General features: G+C 66.6%; 20 protein-coding genes and 1 other RNA gene. 7 read left to right on the top strand and 14 right to left on the bottom strand.

The genetic code is table 11. The features are described from left to right. Positions 1–15 precede the first annotated feature (15 nt). Both F467_RS0106255 and F467_RS0106250 read right to left on the bottom strand, forming a co-directional pair. Complete coding sequence (locus F467_RS0106255) at positions 16–1,605, bottom strand: DNA mismatch repair protein MutS (RefSeq protein WP_018138705.1); 1,590 nt, start codon at positions 1,603–1,605, stop codon at positions 16–18. A 153-nt stretch (positions 1,606–1,758) separates the two neighbouring features. Continuing rightward, on the bottom strand, positions 1,759–2,925 hold the full coding sequence (locus F467_RS0106250) for an aldo/keto reductase (RefSeq protein WP_018138704.1): 1,167 nt from the start codon (positions 2,923–2,925) through the stop codon (positions 1,759–1,761). Positions 2,926–3,151: 226 nt separating this feature from the next. Between F467_RS0106250 and ssrS the strand changes: the two genes are divergently transcribed. From ssrS to F467_RS0106235, 4 genes are all read left to right on the top strand, one after another. Beyond that, positions 3,152–3,337: non-coding RNA, 6S RNA (gene ssrS, locus F467_RS13400), on the top strand. 25 nt (positions 3,338–3,362) lie between these two features. Then, positions 3,363–3,998 carry a 5-formyltetrahydrofolate cyclo-ligase gene (locus tag F467_RS0106245; RefSeq protein ID WP_038038657.1) on the top strand — a complete coding sequence of 212 codons (636 nt, stop codon included), beginning with the start codon at positions 3,363–3,365 and terminating at the stop codon, positions 3,996–3,998. Positions 3,999–4,030: 32 nt separating this feature from the next. Further along, positions 4,031–4,495: an EVE domain-containing protein gene (locus tag F467_RS0106240; RefSeq protein ID WP_018138702.1), complete on the top strand. Its 465-nt coding sequence runs from the start codon at positions 4,031–4,033 to the stop codon at positions 4,493–4,495. Between the two features lie 4 nt (positions 4,496–4,499). Then, the gene (locus tag F467_RS0106235; protein ID WP_018138701.1) at positions 4,500–5,177 is read left to right on the top strand and encodes a glutathione S-transferase family protein; all 678 of its coding nucleotides are present in this window, start codon (positions 4,500–4,502) and stop codon (positions 5,175–5,177) included. Positions 5,178–5,500: 323 nt separating this feature from the next. On the opposite strand, the gene F467_RS0106230 is transcribed toward F467_RS0106235, so the two are convergent. The 7 genes from F467_RS0106230 to F467_RS0106200 all read right to left on the bottom strand — a co-directional run bounded on the left by F467_RS0106230 (position 5,501) and on the right by F467_RS0106200 (position 10,963). Next, complete coding sequence (locus F467_RS0106230; protein WP_018138700.1) at positions 5,501–5,776, bottom strand: cupin domain-containing protein; 276 nt, start codon at positions 5,774–5,776, stop codon at positions 5,501–5,503. A 33-nt stretch (positions 5,777–5,809) separates the two neighbouring features. Further along, the gene (locus tag F467_RS0106225; protein ID WP_018138699.1) at positions 5,810–6,502 is read right to left on the bottom strand and encodes a DUF6064 family protein; all 693 of its coding nucleotides are present in this window, start codon (positions 6,500–6,502) and stop codon (positions 5,810–5,812) included. A 25-nt stretch (positions 6,503–6,527) separates the two neighbouring features. Continuing rightward, positions 6,528–7,421: an aldo/keto reductase gene (locus F467_RS0106220; RefSeq protein ID WP_026182208.1), complete on the bottom strand. Its 894-nt coding sequence runs from the start codon at positions 7,419–7,421 to the stop codon at positions 6,528–6,530. A gap of 205 nt (positions 7,422–7,626) precedes the next feature. Continuing rightward, the gene (locus F467_RS0106215) at positions 7,627–8,097 is read right to left on the bottom strand and encodes a DsrE/DsrF/DrsH-like family protein (protein WP_018138697.1); all 471 of its coding nucleotides are present in this window, start codon (positions 8,095–8,097) and stop codon (positions 7,627–7,629) included. 116 nt (positions 8,098–8,213) lie between these two features. Further along, the gene (locus F467_RS13740) at positions 8,214–8,357 is read right to left on the bottom strand and encodes a hypothetical protein (protein WP_018138696.1); all 144 of its coding nucleotides are present in this window, start codon (positions 8,355–8,357) and stop codon (positions 8,214–8,216) included. A gap of 88 nt (positions 8,358–8,445) precedes the next feature. Next, on the bottom strand, positions 8,446–10,035 hold the full coding sequence (locus tag F467_RS0106205; protein WP_018138695.1) for a dynamin family protein: 1,590 nt from the start codon (positions 10,033–10,035) through the stop codon (positions 8,446–8,448). A 214-nt stretch (positions 10,036–10,249) separates the two neighbouring features. Beyond that, positions 10,250–10,963 carry a hypothetical protein gene (locus tag F467_RS0106200; RefSeq protein WP_018138694.1) on the bottom strand — a complete coding sequence of 238 codons (714 nt, stop codon included), beginning with the start codon at positions 10,961–10,963 and terminating at the stop codon, positions 10,250–10,252. Between F467_RS0106200 and F467_RS13905 the strand changes: the two genes are divergently transcribed. Beyond that, on the top strand, positions 10,962–11,753 hold the full coding sequence (locus tag F467_RS13905; RefSeq protein ID WP_018138693.1) for a hypothetical protein: 792 nt from the start codon (positions 10,962–10,964) through the stop codon (positions 11,751–11,753). The genes F467_RS0106200 and F467_RS13905 overlap by 2 nt on opposite strands. Before the next feature lie 86 nt (positions 11,754–11,839). Here F467_RS13905 and F467_RS0106190 read toward each other — a convergent pair whose 3' ends face one another. From F467_RS0106190 to F467_RS0106170, 5 genes are all read right to left on the bottom strand, one after another. After that, positions 11,840–12,082: a hypothetical protein gene (locus F467_RS0106190; RefSeq protein WP_017925927.1), complete on the bottom strand. Its 243-nt coding sequence runs from the start codon at positions 12,080–12,082 to the stop codon at positions 11,840–11,842. A 523-nt stretch (positions 12,083–12,605) separates the two neighbouring features. Beyond that, entirely contained in the window at positions 12,606–13,406 is an 801-nt protein-coding gene (locus F467_RS0106185) for a hypothetical protein (protein WP_018138691.1), read from the bottom strand. A 1-nt stretch (position 13,407) separates the two neighbouring features. Next, positions 13,408–14,451: a glycosyltransferase family 4 protein gene (locus tag F467_RS0106180; protein WP_018138690.1), complete on the bottom strand. Its 1,044-nt coding sequence runs from the start codon at positions 14,449–14,451 to the stop codon at positions 13,408–13,410. A gap of 3 nt (positions 14,452–14,454) precedes the next feature. After that, the gene (locus F467_RS0106175; RefSeq protein WP_018138689.1) at positions 14,455–14,853 is read right to left on the bottom strand and encodes a 6-carboxytetrahydropterin synthase; all 399 of its coding nucleotides are present in this window, start codon (positions 14,851–14,853) and stop codon (positions 14,455–14,457) included. A gap of 31 nt (positions 14,854–14,884) precedes the next feature. Continuing rightward, positions 14,885–15,862 (bottom strand): zinc-binding alcohol dehydrogenase, encoded by a 978-nt coding sequence (locus tag F467_RS0106170; protein ID WP_018138688.1) that lies wholly within the window; start codon positions 15,860–15,862, stop codon positions 14,885–14,887. A gap of 110 nt (positions 15,863–15,972) precedes the next feature. Between F467_RS0106170 and F467_RS0106165 the strand changes: the two genes are divergently transcribed. Together F467_RS0106165 and F467_RS0106160 are read left to right on the top strand one after the other, a co-directional pair. Then, positions 15,973–16,749, top strand: a complete 777-nt coding sequence (locus tag F467_RS0106165) for a CDP-alcohol phosphatidyltransferase family protein (RefSeq protein WP_018138687.1) — start codon at positions 15,973–15,975, stop codon at positions 16,747–16,749. Next, positions 16,746–17,360, top strand: coding sequence for a YceI family protein (locus F467_RS0106160; protein ID WP_018138686.1), 615 nt, complete (start codon positions 16,746–16,748; stop codon positions 17,358–17,360). Before F467_RS0106165 ends, F467_RS0106160 begins: the two co-directional genes overlap by 4 nt. The last annotated feature ends 10 nt before the right edge of the window (positions 17,361–17,370 follow it).

The raw sequence follows: 17,370 nt of genomic DNA, 5'->3' as shown, positions 1-17,370 counted from the left end.
CGCCTCGCTCGGGGCTCACGCCTTGCCGGCATCGCCCCCGGCCTGGGCGGTGGGGAGTTCGGCGAAATGCTCGCGCGCACGGGCAACCAGCTGGGCCGGCAGCCCGTTCTTCTCGGCAATCGTAAGACCAAAGGACACACCCGGCTCGCCAATCAGCAGCCGGTAGGTCGGGGACAGCGTCTCGGCATCGAACTGCATCGAGGCGTTCACGATGCCCGCGTGCTGGGCGGCATAGTCCTTCAGGGGCGCCAGGTGGGTATTCACAATCCCGCGCGTGCCACGCGCACGCAACTCGTCCAGCATCGCCATCGCCAGTGCCGCGCCCTCGTCGGGGTCGGTGCCCGTACCCAGCTCGTCCAGCAGGATCAGGGTCTCCGACCCCGCGTGATCAAGAATCCGCTTCAGAACCTCCACATGGCCGGCAAACGTGGACAGGTGGTGGAACAGGCTTTGATGGTCGCCGACATCGACCATCACCTGATCGAAGCGCCCGATGCGGCAGTCCTGCTCGGCCGGGATATGCAGCCCGCACCAGGCCATGGTGACCAGCAGCCCGAGCGTCTTCAGCGCGACCGTCTTGCCGCCGGTATTCGGCCCGGTGATCAGCAACAGGGGCTGCTCGCCATCCAGCCGGATCGACAGAGGCACCGGCTGCGGCCCGTTGCCCTCGGCGAACTGCAACAGCAGCAGCGGGTGGTAGGCCTCGATCAGCTCCACCCCGGCCTCCGCCTCCAACCGCGGGGCATGGGCATTCATCTGTGCGGATAGCTGCGCGGCGGCGGATGCCAGGTCGATCCAGGTCAGTGCGGTCAGCATCAGTTCCAGCGGCTCGCCATACTGGCGCACCACGTCGGTCAGCTCGCGCAGCAGGCGCTGCTGCTCGGTATTGATCTGGCTGTTGACCGTATCCAACTGGTTGTTCAGCGGCACCGCCTCGATCGGCTCGACGATCTGGTCGCGCCCGCCCATCGCGGTGCCGCGACGCACACCCTTGACCGCATTGGCCGCCTCGCCACGCAGCACCATCACCGCGCGTTCCTGGTGCCACTGCACCTTCAGCGCGTCCTCGCCCTTTTGCGCGACATCGGAGGCCGCCAGGCGCTTTTTCACCACCGCCTCGACCTCGTAGCGCAGGCGCCCACGCTGCTCGAAGGCCTCGATCAACGCGGGGCTCGCGTCCTCGCGCAGCGACCCGCCGGGGTTCAGGCACGCCGACAGGCGCTCTTCCAGCCCCTCGGGCGGATACAGCTTGTTCAGGTCCGCCGGATAGATCTCGGGGGTGTCCGCCAGTTGATCCGCCAGCTCGCGGGCCTGACGCATGATTGTCTGGAGGTTGTGCAGGGCCTGCACCGGCAGCGCAGCCCCGGGGTTGGACGCCTGGCGCAGCGCCGCGCGCACGTCCGGCAGTTGCCCCAGACGCGGCAGGGTCCCGGCATCCAGACGCTGGCGCGCAACGGTCACCGCGGTCTGCAGTGCGCGCGCCGCATCCAGGTTCGGTGCCGGCTCCAGCCCGCGCGCGGCATCCGCGCCGTAGGGCGTCGCGGTCAGGCGCTCCAGCAGACGCTGGATCGCGGGGAATTCGAGGGCCTTCAGATCAACCTGCATGACATACCCTTGTGCATGAATTCGCTATTGCAGCCGGAGCCCGGGACCCTGTGTGTGGGAGCCGGCTTGCCGGCGAAGCCCCTGCCTGCATCCGGCTTTGGCAGGGGCTTCGCGTGCAAGCACGCTCCCACAAGGGGAAGACCAGACTCCGGCTTACTCCTCGGCCTTCTTGAACATCCCGAGGTAGGCCTTTTTCTCCAGCAGCGGTTCGCGCATCACCGCCAGCATGTCGTCCAGGTGTTCCGGCGTGCTCATACCAACCAGGGAGGTGCCCAAGCCCGGCGTGGAGCGGTTGAACTGCATCGCGCGCTGCGCCGGATTGGGCAGGTTCGCCAGCTGCTGTTCGACCACCTCCACCGACTGCTGGGCGAGGTGTCCCTTCAGCATGGAGTGGGAGGCGAACATGTACACCTCCAGCTGGTGCGCGGCCTGCAACGGGCTGGCCACATTGCCCTGCCCGGTCGCGGTGTTGAAGCGGGTAAAGCCTTCCAGCATCACCTGGTTGAACGGGAGCATCCCGATCTTGAAGTGGTGCCGGGCGTGGTCGTCGCCGGTCACGGTCTGGGCCGCACGTTCGGCCAGCCCCTGCATGGAGGTCAGCGACTGAAACACGGCGGCATCGGTCTCCTCGCGGAAGCCCTCGAACGTGGAGATCCCGTAGGCGCGGATCTTCTTTTCCCGCGCCGCCCGCTCCAGCATCTGGAACACTGGCTCCAGCTTACGGTTGGTCGCCTCCTTGCCAATCTCGTGGATATGGACCTCGGGCTGATCAATGACGAAGGCATCCAGCGTCTCGACCCCCATCAGCGAGCGCGACAGCTCCATCTGATAGTGGATGTACTCTGGCGTCAGCAGGTGCGCGCCCTTGGCGAGATCGTCCCGGGTACCCATGCCCTGGGACTCGATCTCCCGCTGGAACCAGGCATCCATGTCGTCCGGCGGCCCGCCGCGCAGCGTCATGAATCCGCCCTTGGAGATCAGGAACATCGCCTCGCGCGGGACCCCAGCCTCCAGGGCCGTACGCACGCCTGCCCCAACGGCCGCCAGCGAACGACCATAGCGGTAGTGGGCACCGGTGTCGACGACATTGATGCCTTCGGTCAGCCCGCGGGCGACGATGGCGGAGATCGCGGCATCCACCTCGGCTGTGGCGGCGCCGCCAAAGGTGCCAATGCCCAGGCTGGACAGGCGCATCTTGGCGCGCGAGAACTCGCTGTAGTGGCCCTCGGCGGCCTTGCCCTCGGCGATGTAGTGCTCCGCATACCGGCGCGTCGCCTTGGCGTTGGCGTATCCCGGGATCAGTTTCTGCGGCGATTCCATAGAGCTCCTCTGCACAGTCCGGAGAAGGCCGGTACTCGATCGCGCACCGCCCGCTCGCATCCATCCGGAAAACGCGAATCCTACGTCACCCGAGCGTGATTGCTAAAACCCATCCAAACCGGCGAGTCTCCCAAGCGGCCGGATTCCGTCCTGGGTGGATCGTGCAACCCTGATGTGATCATGGTTGCGCACACCCCCGGGGGATTGGTTCATAATGGTGGCGGACGCGTCGCTGCGGCGTGCGAAAGTGGCCTGGTGGTACCCTTGAGCCTTAATTCTTCACCACGGGACCGAGCACTTCCGTTTCGTTGCGCATGTCCGTCATCGAGCGGAAAGCCTTAAGATTCGGAGGCTTCTCCCACCTGAACCTCTGGTTCAAGGTCGATGGTCACTTCGGCGCCCGCGGGGCGCGTCCACCTCATTATTTTGCGGATCGTATGTCCAGGGACGAGACCTCCTTCACGCCTGACGAACTGCGCCAGCTACGACTGCGCCTGCGCCGCGAGCGCGCCGCGCTGTCCGACGAGCGGCTCGAGATTCATTCCGCCCTGATCTGCGATCACCTGCTGCGCTGGTTCCAGCGCTGGCAACCGCATTGCATCGGTGCCTATCGGGGCCTGCGCGGCGAGGTGGATCTGACCCCCCTGACCGTGTCCCTGGCCCGGCGCGGCACCCGCATCGCCCTGCCGGTGATGGATGCCAAACGCCCCGGGCGCATGCACTTTCACGCCTGGGGGCCAGACGTGCCGCTTTGCCAGAACGGCTTCGGCATTGCCGAGCCCTGCCCCGATGCCCCGCGCATCTGGCGCCGCGAGATGCAGGTGGTCCTGCTGCCGCTGGTCGCCTTCGACCATGCCGGCAACCGCATGGGCATGGGCGCGGGCTATTACGACCGCTACTTCGCCCGTCGCCGCTTCGGCATCCACCGCCCGAAGCTGATCGGCGTGGCCCATGCCCTGCAGGGGGTCGAGGCCCTCCCCAGCCAGCCATGGGACGTCCCACTGGACGGCGTGGTCACCGAGGACGGCTGGCATGCGCTGCCCCGCCGTGCGCGGCACAATACGCACACCTGACCCACACGCCCGATCCGGCACAAGGAGCCCGCATGGCCTACTGGCTGATGAAATCCGAGCCCGACGAGTTCAGCATCGATGACCTGGAACGCGTGGGCGTGGAGCCCTGGGACGGCATCCGCAACTACCAGGTGCGCAACATGATGCGCGACGAAATGAAGAAGGGTGATCTGGCCTTCTTCTACCACTCCAACGCCAAGCCACCGGGCATCGTCGGCATCCTGCGCATCGAGAAAGAGGCCTACCCGGACTCCTGCGCCTTCGACCCCGAGGACCCGCACTACGATCCGAAGAGCGACCCGGACAACCCGCGCTGGCTGCGGGTGGACGTCGCCTTCGAGGAAAAGTTCGGCGACATCATCACCCTCGACTGGCTGAAGCGGCAGCCGCAGCTCGAGGACTGCCCGCTGGTCCGCCGCGGCAACCGCCTGTCGGTCATGCCCATCACCCAGGAGCAGTGGGACTTCATCCTGAGCCACGCCCAGCGCGGAAAGTAGCCGCGTGGCCACGCTCTACCACTTCCCGCACGACGCAAAGGCCGACCGCCTGCGCCTGGCCTGTGGCTACAAGGGTGTGGAGCTCGAAACCGTCGCGCTGGACTGGTTCGACGACGAGACCTTCTTCGAGCTGGGCGTGGCCCGCCAGTCGCCGGTCCTGCAGATGGATGACGGTACCCTGGTAACCGACACGCTCACGGCGCTGCGCGACATCGACCACCTGTTCCCGACCGGCGAGCCCCTGGCGGAAGGCGTAATCCCCGAGGATGCCTGGCAGGCCCTGGTCGACTGGCGCGGCAAGGTCGATGTGGTGCTCGATCGGCTGTACGCCCCGCTGGCGCCGGGCTTCCACGGCATCGGCGAGAGCGCCGAAACCCTGGCCGACTACAAGGCCCAGGTGCAGCACCGCTTCGGCCTGTCGCTGGAAGAACTCGCCAACGACCGCTACGACGGCTACAACCAGCTCGCGAAACTGAGCCGCCTGCCGGAACTGGCGAAGCACCTGGCGGCCAGTCGCTTCTATCTCGGCCACCCTTCCATCGCCGACTGCGTAATCGCCGCCGACCTCTACCCCCTGCAAATGCACGACGGCATCAACCTGCCCGTCGACATGCTCTACTACCTGCGCCGCGTCGAAGAAACCTTCAGCACCCGCCTCGACAGCCAGTGGCTCGCCCGCTGAAGGCCCTGTGGGAGCGGCCTCGGCCGCGAACACGAAACCTGATTTCACCACCGGCGCATCTGCAGGCACCGGCGAACCCCACAAAGGCCGGCAAGACGCACTGACCGACCTGATTCGCAACGCTGTTCGACCAACCGCCTACTCGTAGGATGCGTTGAGCGCAGCGAAACGCATCAGGGGTCGGACAAGGCGTGGGGAATGGCGCGTTTCGCTACGCTCAACGGCACCCTACGCCGTTTGGAAAAGGCCCTGCATTCGTGCGCAAGCACGCTCCACCGGACACACCACGTCGTAGCGTCCGTGTCGGACCTGCGACGATACACTCAGCCGAAGCGGTAGTGCTTGCGGATGTCGCGGTGGATCTCCCAGGTGCAGTCCATGCCCTCGGGGAAGGTCACCAGGTCGCCCTCACCGACCGTCACCGGCTCGCCACCACCGTCCGGGGTGACCGTCACCTGCCCCTCCAGGATGTAGCAGACCTCGCGCTCGTCGTAGTGCCAGGGGAAGGTCGAGACCTCCTTTTCCCAGACCGGCCAGTCGAATACGCCGAGGCGTTCCAGATGGTCCTGCTCCGGCCGATGGATCACTTCGATGGACATGACGGTCTCCTCTGTCTGGGGGAAATGGCAAGCCTAACGGGACCGCGACCGGGCGCCAAAAGTATCGGAGCGAAACAGGCCCCTCTCGCCCGGGTAAAGCCGGCGAACGAGCAACAATACGAAAGCGATCAGGCCCAGCGCGGCCGGTAGATACTCCAGCCAAATGCCCAGCTCCCAGGCGATGTAGGCGGTCACCAGGGTCCAGAGGAAGGGAATGATTGCCAGGATCAGCGACGGGCGCGGCTGGGCCAGCAGCAGGATGCCGAGGGTGAACAGCATGGTGGGTCCCGGCGCGACACCCACGTACTGGGCCTGGGCCCAGGACACCCCCAGGAGCAGGACCTCCAGCAGGGCATGGCCGACCATGGCATAGGCCATCACCACGATCGCGACAAGGCCGGCCACACCACCCGGCCAGCCAAAGCCGTGGCGCCCCAGCAGCGTGAGGGCGAACAGGAGCATCAGGCCCTGCGCGACGAACACGCCCGCCAGCCGGCCCGCCCAGAAATGGAATTCGGCAAGCACACCCCCGATGAACACGACCCCGATCCAGACCCACATCACAGCGAGCAGCAGGCCCACGACGCGTCCGGCCCCGCGCCCGCCTACAAGGGCCAGCGCCAGTGTAACGAGCACCATCAGGGCCGCGACCCCGTGCAGCGGCCAGATGGCGCGATTGTATTGCCCGAAGATCGACAGCAGGGTTTCGGCGGCAAATGGCAGCATCCGCACTCCCGGTAAACTTTGAGACTTAAAGGGCTTCGACGTATTCGATCATGCGCTGGCGCATGTCGTCATCCGGCATCGGGCCGTAGAGGGCTCCCATATTCTCCCGCATGTGCTCCACGACCGAGGTCGCCGGGATCGCACAGGTGACATCGGGGTGCGAGACGATGAACTTGAGCAGGAGTTGCGGCCAGTTCTCGCAGTCGATCTCCCCCGCCCAATCGGGCAGTGGTTCGCTCTCGAAGCGCTTGATCAGCTCCTTGCGGCGGAACGGGCGATTGGCGATGACCGCCACCTCGCGTTCTCGGGCCAGCGGCAGCAGGCGTTCCTCCACCTCGCGGTCGAGGATGTTGTAGGTCAGCTGTACGAAGTCCAGGTCCTCGCGTTCCAGGATGCGCTCCAGCTGGTCGTGGCGGCGCCCGTGGGAGGTGGTCACCCCGATATAGCGGATCTCGCCCGCCTCGCGCTTCTCGCGCATCGTCTCCAGATGCGCCTCCCAGTTCTGCAGGTTGTGCACCTGCTGCACATCCAGGGTATCCACGCCCCACAGGTCCAGCGACTTCGCATGCTGGTTGCGCCCTGTGCCGGTGCTACCTGTCCAGATCTTGGTCGCCGAAATCAGCCCTTCGGGGTGGCCCAGCTCCTGCAGGCAGTGCCCCACTACCGCCTCCGCGCGCCCGTACATCGGCGAGGAGTCGATCATGCCGCCGCCGCGCCGGAAGAAGGTATCGACAATCTCGGTGCGCAGCGCGAGGGCATCCGGGTCATCCGCGACGTTGAAGGTGATCCAGGTGCCCATGCCGATCACGGGGATCTCCTCGCCCGAGGAGGGAATCGCCTTCCTGTTCGGTTCGCGTCCCTCGCCGGCCGCGCCTGCGAGCGGCCAGCCGGTACCGGCGGCAATGGCCGAACCGGCCATCCACTGCAGAAACGACCGGCGCGAACGCTGATTCGGGACTCTCGCCATGCGACGGCTATCCTTCGGAACCTTACCCACGTGGTCCCGCCGAACGCGCCAGAAGTTCCGGCACGGGAGTATTTTGGCCTGCCAGAACGAAAACGGCCCCGGGCAGATGCCGCGGGGCCGGGACAGGCGGACGGGCCGCCCGGGGCTTCACATCCGCCTAGATAAACAGACAGATGTCCGACTCGCCGGCGAACTCGAAGAACGCGGCGGCGCCGGCATACTCGATGCCGTCAATGAACTCGCTGGTGTCCATATCGAACAGATCCACCGTCATCTGGCAGGCGATCATGCGCACCTCGGCCTCCTGACACAGTTCCCGCAAATCCTCGAGATCGGAGACGCCTTTCGCCTTCATCTTCTTTTTCATCATCGTCGTCATCATGCGCTGCATGCCCGGCAGCCCCTGGAGCATGACCGGCATGGGCATAGGCATGGGCATCCCCGGGTTACCCAGCGACGTCACCTGCAAATCCATCTTCTTGCGCAGCAGCTGCAGCCCGTAAAAGGTGAAGAACACTTCGACTTCATAGCCGAGCGCGGCAGCGGTCGAGGCCAGAATGAACGGGGGATAGCCCCAGTCCAGACTGCCCTTGGTCGCAATGATGGCCAATTTCTTGGTATCGCTCATTCACTCCTCCTTGGTGGTGGAGGATGGTCCGCCACAGCCCCCTGCGCGTAACCCCACCCCCCTGTGGATCGGGGCCGCCCCGTGCGACCCCAATATTTCGATCTAGTGCGGGCTGGCTATTTCGAGGCCAGGCGCGCCTTGCGCCAGTCCCGGATCAATGCACACCCCGCACATACCCCGAGCGCTGCCAAACTGCCCCAGACCGAGATCGGGACCAGAATCATGGCCAGCGCGAAGAGCATCCAGGCGACAACCGTCATGGTGATACTCCGTCATGGCCCTCGCCCCCCGACGAGGAAACCATGCATCGCGGACTAAACAAGGAAACGCCGCTCGGCGTCCTCCTGACTAACGCGCTTCGGGGCGCTCCGCGGTCAGGTCCCCTGGCGTCTCGGCGGCCGCTGACTGATGTACAGCATCACCGGTCGACTCCGATACAGTATCCGATTGTGCCTGTTCTGCCGAGCGATGCACATCGGCAGCCGAGGCTCGGCCCCCCGTACGCGATACGGGCCGGGCATCGACGAACTGGTTGTTCAGGCGCTGGATATAGGCCTCGGCGCGATCGCGCAACGCATGCAGGCGGCCGATCTTGCGCCGTCCCAGGCCCAGCGGTGCGCGACGCAGCATCCAGCGCCACGGGCGCGTGTTCTTTTCGAAAGCCGCCCGCCAGTTACCGGCGGCCGACTCGGTCGGCAGCGTGCGCGCGATGCGCCGGGCGATCCAGCGGCGGTTAAAGAAGTGGAGCCCGGCCAGCACAAGGACCAATACAACAATGCCGGTCGACGTCCAGATCGGGTGCTCGCCCATCGACGCCCAGGCCGAACCGTCCATCCAGGGCCCGAATCCGCCCGCCGTGTTGTACCCGATCACACCCAGGATCACGGCAATCACCGCAAACATGGCGGCATCGAACTGAAACACCCGCCGCCGCCACCGCTCCAGTGCCCTTCGCAGTGCAGGCAACGCATCCATTTCGATGGATTCGGCGATCGCCTGCAGCGAGCCGAGGATACGATACGAGCGTGACGAGCTGATTTCCTGGATCTTCTCGTGGATCTCCGCGCGATCACGCTGCGACTTTTCCTCGTAGCGTTCGCGCACCTGCTCGTCGCCGATCTCGACCCCGGCGCTCTCGTTGAACATGCAGTAGAAACGGCCAGTGGCATTCCCCTGGCGAACGACCGCACGTTGCCAGGCGGAGACGACCTCCTCCAGGTTGTCCTCGCGCCAGGTGGTATCGATCTGGTTGAGCACGAACACCAACTTGTTGAAGTCGTTGCGCTCGGCAACCCGATTAACCAGGTGCTCCAGCGTATCGCGCATCGCGCCCGGCTCCGGGTGCCGCGCATCGAAGAAGACGACCACAAGATCGGACAGATCGATGATGTGGTCGGTCAGTTGCAGGATCGTCGCACGCTGCTCGTCGGCGTCGAACCCGGGCGAGTCGATCAGGATACGCCCGCGCAGGCGCTCGGAATTGGCGGTCTTCATCGCCAGGAAATGGTCCACGGTGCGGCCACCACCATCGGTAATACGCTCGATCTCGTCGGAGACGCGGTAGAACGGGAAGCGCGGATCACCATCCAGCGCCAACCCCGGAAGCTCCTGCACCCGCTCGCTGCCGCCATAGCTGATGACGGTGAACTTGTCGTCCACCGCCTGCGAACCACTGCGTTGAACAGTGGTCCCGACGTACTCGTTGATGAACGTCGACTTGCCCGACGAGAACGTCCCGAGCACCGCAATCATCGGCCACCAGGAGATCGTAAAGGCGTAAGAATCCTCCTGAGGATTCAACAGTCCCGAGGCATAGCCGACTCGATCCAGATCACGGAAGGGGTCGACAACCCCTTTGAGGACTGGATTTTCTTCGGCGAGGCGATCGCTCAGCAGCTTGAGCTGCTTGCGCACGCGGCGACCAGGACGATTAAACATGGGGACTCCGTTGCGGCGGCGGCCACCCGGCAGACACAGCTACTCCGTGCCCGGACGCCTCCGCGATGTGAATTGGCTCCATTCATCATACCCATTGCGCCCACGCCTGTGTGGTCCGCGGTATGGGTTACGACCCCGGGAAACGCTGGCGATCCAGCGTTTCCCTCACAAAGGTTCGAAAACGCCGAAGAAACGCTTACTGGCTCACGTTCTTCTATCGATACTCATCCAGGTGCGCCGCACCCTCCTCATGATGACGGTCGTAAACCGGGGCGAGGCGCTCGATCATACGCTGCCGCTCGCTCTCGGGCAGCACCTTGAGGGCACCTTCCCAGGCATCCATCGCGGCCCCGAAATCGCGCATGGCAAACAACGCGTTGCCGAGCTCGCCATACAGATCCGCACGTTGCACCGAATCCTTAGGCAGCGCCTCCAGCCCCTCGCGCAGTACCGCTACCGCCGCGCGCGGTCCCGCACGCCAGTAGGCATCACGCCCAGCCTGCAGAGCCGCCTGGGCAGACTGCGCGGCACGCTCGGCGTCCACCTCGACCGCTGCATCACCTTCGAACGCGGGCTCGCGCTCGGTAGCCAGGTCGGCAGCCGCCTCATCCTCCGCGTCCTCCTGAACGTACGGCTGATCATGCGCAGCCCCGGTCATGGGATCGGGGTCCCCCTCGTCATCGAGTTCACGGGCCGGGCCAGGGCGAACATCGTCCTCCGTGGCTTCATCCTTCGCGGCTGCCTCGTCCTGCGCATCGGCATCGTCGGCGGGCACTGCGTCGGCCTGCTCGGCGGTCTCGTCCTCGGGGACCGCCTCGGCGCTCGGGGCCAGCACGTCACGTGCCGACCAGGCGATGAACCAGAGCACGATCACGATCACGATGAAGTAGCGGTTGATAAAGCTTCGCGGCTTGTCTGCGTTATCCATGCGTCACCTTTCGATTTACCTTCCAGTTCAATCCTACATCCTCTGTAGCGGCCGGTCCGCACCGCGCGTTATTCGCCCGGAACGGTCAATCGTTCATCTCCGGGGTCAGGTCAGTGTCGTCGTCAAAGGACGGTTCATCACCCATACCACCCTCGGTAGGGGGAGGATCGCCGGGGCCATCCCCGCTGGCCCCACCCGGGGGCTCGGCATCACGAGGGGGCATGCCCTGACCACCCGGCGGCTGGCCCTGGGGCGGTTGCCCTTGCGGAGGCTGGCCCTGAGGTGGCTGACCCTGCGGAGGCTGGCCCTGAGGCGGTTGCCCTTGGGGCGGCTGGCCCTGCGGCCCTTGTCCTGGCGGCGCGCCCTGCGGGTCACGACCTTGGGGATCACGCGCGCCCGGGGGCTCGCCCGGCTCGACATCGCGCTGCTGCGGGTCTCGTTGCTGCGGCGGTTCGCCCTGCCCCGGCATTCCGCCTCGGTCCTGCCCAGGCGGCGGTGCACCGCCCGGGGTACCGCCCGGAGGCGCTCCACCCGGGGGACCCCCTGGCTCGCCACCCGGAGGGGCACCGCCAGCCGGGCCACCCGGGTCGCCACCCGAACCACCACCAGGTGCCTGGGCTTGATCCAGACCGTGGCCCCGCTCGCTCTCAAAGGCGGGGCGCTCACCCAGACCGGCAGGCCCGGAGTAAGGCGCAAGGCCAGAGTTGTCGCCAGGTGCGTACTGCGCGGAAACGGCGAAGGGGACGGCCATCAGGGCGCCAAAGACCCCGGCCTTGAGAAGACTGCGTGACTGGCTCATGACGAAACCTCCGTCGGAGCTGACTATGTGAATTCGGGGCTGGACGAACGCCCGGCCCCCGTAGGTCGCGCCAGGGTTCAGGATCCGTTGGCGTCGTCTTGCTGCTCTTGCATGGCCTCGCGGTGACGGCGCATTTCCTCGCGATAGACCTCGCGCGCGCGCTCCGCAGCCTGGCGGTGTGCTTCGCGCATTTTTTCGTGCTCGGCCTGGCGTTCGCGCATGTGCTCGCGCATCGCCTCGCGGTCCTCGGGATCGAAGTCCGGGTCAAAGTCGCGCATGCGCTCCTTCCCGCCGGGGCCATACGGCATGCCGTACTGCATCGGCCCGCCGTGATAGGGACCGTGATGTGGCCGCTGGCCGTAACCGGGACCATAGCCGTACCCGTAGCCATAGCCGTAACCAGGCCCGTAGCCATGCCCGGAACCATGGGGGCCCGAACCCATGGGCCCGTACATCATGCCTCTATGGCCAGCCCCCCGGGGGCCTTGACCATACGGCCCCGGGACCGCCTCTCGATGCATCATGCCCGGCCCGCCAGGATGTCCACCCTGACCGTGCATTCCCGGGTAGCCATAGGGACCGGGGATAGTGGGCGCGTGCATGGCACCCGGCCTGTCAGACGCGGAATCTGCATCCTGGGCCAGCGCCGGCCCCGCCAGTAGCAGGCCGGCAACGCATGCAAAACCCCAAAAAAAGTGTTGTGGTCGTTTCATGTTTTGGGCTCCTTCTCCAGGCGCCGCCAGATTCAACCGCCATGCGGGATTCCGGCGAACTGCACGTTCTCCTCAAGGCGTGTGACAACACAATCGCCGCAGTTACTCCCGCCAATTACACGAGGGCAGATCAGTGTTTCCCTAACACCAGCATATCGCAGTGCCCAACGCTCAGATGCACCCGCCCGTCCGCGATATCCCTGACTCGGGAACGCGCCCAGTCCTGGAACAATGGACGACCCTGCGGCTCCATCTCGGCCGCCGCCTCCGCCCAGCCTCCGATCAGGGCAGCCGCAAGCGCCGCCTGGCCCTGCCCCAGCTGCCAGTCACTGGTCTCGGTGATCACGCGAAGGCCGTTGGCGGTCAAGGCTCGAGCACAATAAGCCGCAGCCTCGGGCCCCAGGGCCGGGCCAAAGCCCTTGTCCGTGCGCTGATGGCGATTCACCGCATTACGCACGCGCTCGTCGGCCGCATGCGGGTGACTCCACTCGATACGCCCATCGTAGCTGAGCGCGAACAGCGCCGGGACCGGCCATTCGGTCAGCGTGATCACCAGGCGGTCGAGCCAGCTCGCCGAGACCAGATCCAGCAGGGCGGACGCCGTCACCAAACCTGCATCCGGCGGGACCGGGGGTGGGGCACCCGAGAAATCGAGCACCTGCGGGGTGACGGTAACGGCCCCGTCCGGCGCTGAGATCGTCGCCAGCAAGTCGGCGTCGTGATCCACCAGGGTCCAGTTCTGCGGCCCGGTCAGGCGCGGTGCCAGATAGCGCAGGTTGGAACCGGCCCCGCTACCTAGATCCAAGACCTGCAGGGGTGTCTTGCACCCCGCAAGCGCGTCGTTTAAGGGCCCGAGCAGGGATTCCGGCCGGGCCGCATGATCCGCCGGTTCGCGCAGAGCCAGCCAGTCTCCGGCAAAGCGCTCGGCCATCTCAGGCCACCTCCAGCCACAGAGCCAGACGACGGGCACCCTCCGTCCAGCCCGGTAGAGACTCGGCATGCGCGCGACCCGCGCGGCCCATGCCCCGACGCTGTTCGGCGTCGCACAGCAGACTCCCCAGTGCCCGGCGCAAGGCCTCCACGTCCCCGGGCGGCACCAGCAGGCCCGCAGTCTCCGGCACGGTCTGGGGGATGGCGCCCCCCGTGGTCCCAACGACCGGCAGGCCGCGCATCATTGCCTCGGTAAAGGCCATGCCGAAACCCTCGTAGGCGCTCGGCAGCACGAAGATCGAGGCCTGGTCATAGAGCTCCGCCAAGCCCTCGTGTGTCAGCACTCCCGGGGCCGAGATTCGCGCATCCAGACCACTCTCGGCAATGGCAGCACGCACAGCGGCCGTGTAGTCCGGATCGCGATCCATGGCACCAGCCAGCTCGGCCCGCCAGGACCGATCGCGCAGGCCGGACAGCGCGCGCACCAGCTCGAGCTGTCCCTTGCGGGGCACCCAGGCGGCCACGCACAACAGCACCGGCACCTCATCCTCCGGGCCACGGGCCAGCGGCGCCGGTTCCACGCCAGGCGGGATGCTGCAAAGGCGTTCGGACGGCACACCCCAGTCGGCCACCTGCGCCCGCGTGTAGTCACTGGTCACGACCGCCCGCGAGGCGAGGGCCACGGCCGCACGTTCCGACTCGAGGAGTTCCTGGGAGCGCGCAGACGCAAGCCCCGCCTCCAGGCCCAGCGGGTGATGCATCAGGTAGACGAGCCGCAGGCGCCCTGCGTGACGCCGCAAGGTGGCGGGATGCGCACCCGCGGCCAGTCCGTCGACCAGCACCCGCATGCCATCCGGAAAGCTCGCCAGGGCCTCTTCGAGGGCCCGTTCCGCGCGCGCATCAGGCCCGGGGAACTCGCCCTCCAGCTCGCGCAGCTCGACCCGCCAGCCCTGCTCGCGCAGCCCGGCGATCATGCGCGCGTCGTAGCGGTACCCGCCCGTGGGCTGGTCCAGTGCCCCCGGGACCACGAAACCAAGCTCGGGCATATCTCAGGGAGCGCCCTCGTAGCTCGCCCAGGCCACATGGGACTCGTGTAGCGTCACCGCGACGGCGTCCAGTCCCCGGGCCGACTCACCGAGTTCCCCCTGGGCGATGGCCTGCGCCACGCGCTGGTGGATCGCATGAGCGAGAAATTCGGTGGTCGTGTTCTGACCACGGAAGTCTTCACGATCGTCGAGGTTCTGGTAATTGAGCTCGGCCAGGATGGCCCGCAGGACCTCGCTTGCCCGGCCGATATCCACCACCAGCCCATCGGCATCCAGTGCCACGCGGCGGAAGGTCACGTCCACCACATAGGTGGCGCCGTGCAGGTTCTGCGCCGGACCAAACGTGTCGCCGGAGAAACTATGGGCGATCATGAAGTGGTCACGGACATTCAGGCTGTACATGCGGTTTCCTTGCGCGTTTGGGTGAGCAGGATCAGTAGCGAATTCGGTGGCACAGCGTACGGTCCGCCTCTGGCCCTGTCACCCGCTGCATCACGGCCGGGAGATTGGCAAACGCATCCTCACCGGTAATCAGGCCGTCCAGTGCCGGGTCATCAAGCAGTGCGAGTGCGAGCGCCAGCCGGCGACGGTAATCCCAGCGCGACGACCGCTCGGGCGGGATGCGCCCGACCTGCGAGCTGCGCAAGGTCAAGCGACGCGCGTGAAAGCCCTCCCCCAGCGGCAGATCCACGCCTGCGTCACCGTACCAGCTCATCTCCACCACCCGCGCCTCGACACCCGCCAAGCTCAGCGCCTGGCGCAGGCCAGCCGGGTTTCCACTGGCATGCACCACGAGGTCCAGGTCCTGCAAGGAGGCGGCCTGCTCCGGGGTCAGAAGGGCCAGGCCCAGTGCGGCACAGATGTCTTCGCGCGCAGGGTTGGGGTCGATCACGGAGACCTCGGTTCCGGGAATCCTTCGCAACAACCAGGCGGCGAGCAGGCCCACCACACCCGCGCCGATCACGGCGATGCGATCCCCGGGGCCGGCGGCGCTGTCCCAGACCGCGTTGATCGCCGTCTCCATGTTGGCCGCCAGCACGGCACGCTCGGCCGGGACGCCCGCCGGCACCGGCACTACAGCCTGGGTCGGAACAACATAGTCGGACTGGTGCGGGTGCAGGCAGAACACCATCTGCCCCGCCCCGGGGCCCTCGACGACGTCGCCGACACTGATATAGCCGTACTTGACCGGCGCCGGGAATTCGCCCGCCTGAAAAGGCGCGCGCATCGCGGCGTACTGGCTGGGGGGGACGCGGCCATGAAACACCAGAGACTCGGTCCCGCGGCTGATCGCGGAATAGTGGCTGCGCACCCGCACCTCGTCGACACCGGGTGCCTCCAGGGGCTCATCACGCAGCTCGCCCTGGCCCGGCCCGGTGACCCAGAAGGCGGTGGCAGAGGGAGCGCTCATGGAGCGGTTCGATCATCGTCAAACATAGGGCCAGTGTGGTCGATGGTCGTGATTCCCGGCAACTCGCGGGCGTTTCCACCGTGTTTCCCCGAGGCGACTACACTCGAGCCATGGATTCCACGCTGAGCTCCAACCGCTGGCCGGAACGCGCGCGCACGGGCCTGCGCACCTGGGCGCGGGACTGGGCGCTGGCCGGCGCGGGCGGGCTCGTACTCTCCGCACTGCTGGGCTGGCAGATCGGTGCCGTGGCCGCCCTGCTGGTCGCACACGCAGGGATCTGGATCCTGCTGGGGCTGATGCTGGTCCTGAACACTCCGCAGGGCGGTCTGACCGATGCGCACCGCGGACCCGGCCCGGCCAACCGTGTAACGCTGGCCCGTGCTGCCATCGCCACGCCCCTGGGGGCGCTCGTCCTGACCTCGGGCGCGGTCCCCGGCACCACTGTCATGCTGTGGATCCTGGGCCTGGCCGGAGCGGCCCTGATCCTGGACGGCGTGGATGGTGCCGTTGCCCGCCGCACAAACAGTCGCACGGCCTTCGGCGCCCGCTTTGACATGGAACTGGACGCGGCCATCATCCTCGTCCTCTCGATTCTGGTCTGGTGGATGACCGCGGTCGGGGCCTGGGTCGTGCTGATCGGTGCCATGCGCTATCTGTTCCTGGGTGCGCAGCGCATCTGGCCCTGGCTGGGCGCGGACCTGCCCCCGAGCCGGCGGCGCCAGACGGTCTGCGTACTACAGACCGGCGTACTCCTGGTCGCCCTGCTCCCGAGCCTGCCCCCGATGGCGGCGATCGCCGTCGCCCTGGCGGGGCTTGCGGCCCTGACCAGCTCGTTCGCCACCGACATCCACTGGCTACACCGTCATCGTCCCGGAGGTTCGACATGATCCACGCCCGCACCCCACGCTCCCTGCTCCTGGCCGGTCTGCTGGCCCTGGCCCTCCCCGTTTCCGCGCTGGCCCAGGCCGATCGCTGGGAGATCGACCCGGAACACTTCGCGGTCGGCTTTCTGGTGGATCACGCCGGCTACGCCAAGGTTCTGGGCATGTTTCTGGAGGCCGAGGGCGAATTCACCTTCGATCCGCAGACGCGGGAGCTGCGCGAAGGGTATTTCGTCGTGCAGACCGACAGCGTGTTCACCAACCACGAGGAACGCGACGACCACCTGCGCAGCGACGACTTCCTGAACGTCGCGGAATACCCGGAGATGCGCTTCACGGCGACCCAGTACGAGCCCACCGGCGACGACACCGGACGCCTGACCGGCGACCTGGAGCTGCTGGGCGAGACCCACCCGGTGACCCTGGACGTCAAGATCAACAAGGTCGGTCGCTATCCGTTTCCGCTCGGTGGGGTGTTCGGACGGCCCTACGTGCTGGGCGCCTCGATGCGCGGCAGCTTCGACCGCTCGGACTTCGGCATGACCTATGGCCTGACGCGCGACATCGTGGGTGACGAGATCGAACTGATCATCGAATTCGAGGCCCAGCGCCAGTAAGCCCGGCGCC

The sequence above is a fragment of the Thioalkalivibrio sp. ALJ12 genome (assembly GCF_000378305.1).
Taxonomy (GTDB): Bacteria; Pseudomonadota; Gammaproteobacteria; order Ectothiorhodospirales; family Ectothiorhodospiraceae; genus Thioalkalivibrio.
Note: the sequence above shows the minus strand (reverse complement) of the source record. Positions and strands in the feature narration are given on the sequence as shown.